We start from the raw sequence: 2,014 nt of genomic DNA on the forward strand, positions 1-2,014 counted from the left end.
TGCGCACGGCAATGCCGATGCCCTCGCCGAAATAGCGGCTCTCGACGAACGGTCCGCCGGAGAAGGCGCAGCAATCCGCCGAGTCGGTGCCGTTGATCCAGAACGCCAGCGAGATGCCGTCGCCGAAGATGAAGTCGACCTCGGCGCGGCGCAGCGCCAGTCGCAGCGCCTCGTCGTTCGGATAGGAATGAATCTCCGCGTCGGTGAACATCGCCTTGAGGTAGGCTTCATGCGCGGAGCCGGTGACGGCGCCGACCTTCTTGCCCTCCAGATATTCGGGGCGGACTTCCGGCAACACGCCGTCGCGGCGCGACACGAAGCGCGCCGGCGCGCGGTAATAGGGATCGGTGAAGTCGACCTTGGTGCGCAGCTGCGCCGTGGCGCCCATCGAGGCGATGATGGCGTCGCCCCGGTTGCTGGAGATCGCATCGATCAGCGTCTCGAAGCGGCGCATCTGGATGGTGCAGGTGACCTTGATCTCCTCGCACAGCGAGCGCGCGAGATCGACATTGAAGCCGGCCGGATTGCCATCGGCGCCGGTGAAGTTGAACGGCGGATAGTCGGTCTCGGTGAGGAAGCGGATCACGGAGATGCGCGAGAGATCCGGCCGCTCGGGTCGGCGGCGCGGGTCCCAGAACCCGGGCACGGCCTGGGGCGCCGCTTCCGGCAAGGCCTTCGCCGCACCCTGGCTTGAGGGCGCCGAACCTTTGGCCGGAGGCTGGGCTTGCGACGACGGAGCCGGCGGCTGCTTCGGTGCCTGGCCATGGCCCGGAGCCGAGAGCATCCCCAGCAACGCGACCACCGTTAGCGCCGCCATTCGACGGCGGGCCGACCGCGAGGGGGCACTCAATGACGTCCTGATCTGCAACGTTTCGACCGCTGATCTCGAGCTAGTGTCCCGGTTCTGACATTCGTATCATTTCGCGGAAGGCACGTTTACGAATGTCAGAACCAAAGGGACACTAGCAAAATTTATGATTGTCGTGTGGCTTTGACTCTGACGTTCCTTTGACGAGGTCGCAGCAAAACTGAAAGGAACGTCAGAGTCACCACACGAGCGGGACGGCCTTATAGCGTATGATGGGAAATGTCTGCAGCGGATTTCTTCGAGAAAACATCATGCGCAGACCATGCCCCAAGCATGGTTTCGCGGGCTACTTCCGGCCCGAAAATCCGATTCAGAGATACCGTTTCAGGTCGGCCGCCGCCTCTTCCGGCTTGCGGTTGAGGTTGAAGGGCGACACGAAGTGGCCGTCGCGATCCATCAGATAGATCAGCGCGGTGTGGTCCATCGTGTAGTCGCCGTCCTTCAATGGAACCTTCTTGGCATAGACCCGATACTCGGACAGCACCTTGGCCACGGCCTCGGGAGCGCCGGTCAAGCCCTTCATGCGCGGATCGAAGCTCGAGATATAGTCCTTCACCGCGGCAGTGTTGTCGCGCTCGGGATCGACAGAGATGAAATAGACGTTGACGCGGTCGCCATCCTTGCCCATGGCGCGCAGAATTTCGGACATCTCGAACAGCGAGGTTGGACAGACGTCGGGACAGTGGGTGTAGCCGAAGAAGATCAGGGTGGGCCGGCCTTGCAGGCTCTTCTCGGTCACCGTCGCGCCGGTCTGATCGACGAGCTGGAACGGCCCTCCGATCGCGGCGGGCGCGGTGACACCGCGCACACCCCCCATGCCCCACAGCACGACCAAAAGCCCGATCAGGAGGCTTGCGGTAAAGGCGGTGACGATCACTAGCGGACGGGCAAGGGTCCGGTCCATCCCGGGCATTCCTTCAGGTTAGAAGCAGGCCGCAAATCCTGCGGCGATCATTTCGAAAAACACGGTCGTGCCGTAGTGGGCCCACAGCACGAGCGCGGCGAACAGCGCGGCCGCCGAAAGCGCGCCGCTCGACCAGATCAAAACCGACCGCATCCCTCCAGAGGAGCGGATTACGGCCATGGCCGAATGGCTATTTTCCTGCGTCGAAAGCGGCGGCGCCATGCCCTTCAAATAAGGGCCTG

3 protein-coding genes are annotated in these 2,014 nt (G+C 63.0%); all 3 read right to left on the reverse strand.

What is annotated here, in order from left to right:
* A partial coding sequence (locus JOY90_RS22585; protein WP_291693331.1) for a transporter substrate-binding domain-containing protein occupies positions 1–784 on the reverse strand: 784 nt, incomplete at its 3' end.
* A 394-nt stretch (positions 785–1,178) separates the two neighbouring features.
* The gene (locus JOY90_RS22590) at positions 1,179–1,772 is read right to left on the reverse strand and encodes an SCO family protein (RefSeq protein WP_291693329.1); all 594 of its coding nucleotides are present in this window, start codon (positions 1,770–1,772) and stop codon (positions 1,179–1,181) included.
* Positions 1,773–1,790: 18 nt separating this feature from the next.
* On the reverse strand, positions 1,791–2,014 hold a 224-nt coding region (locus JOY90_RS22595; RefSeq protein WP_291693330.1), incomplete at its 5' end, for a hypothetical protein.

The organism is Bradyrhizobium sp., assembly GCF_019242285.1.
Lineage (GTDB): Bacteria > Pseudomonadota > Alphaproteobacteria > Rhizobiales > Xanthobacteraceae > Bradyrhizobium.

Excerpts from the sequence above, each read along its gene's own strand:
- JOY90_RS22590 (WP_291693329.1), bottom strand. The coding sequence starts at position 1,772 with ATGGACCGGACCCTTGCCCGTCCGCTAGTGATCGTCACCGCCTTTACC.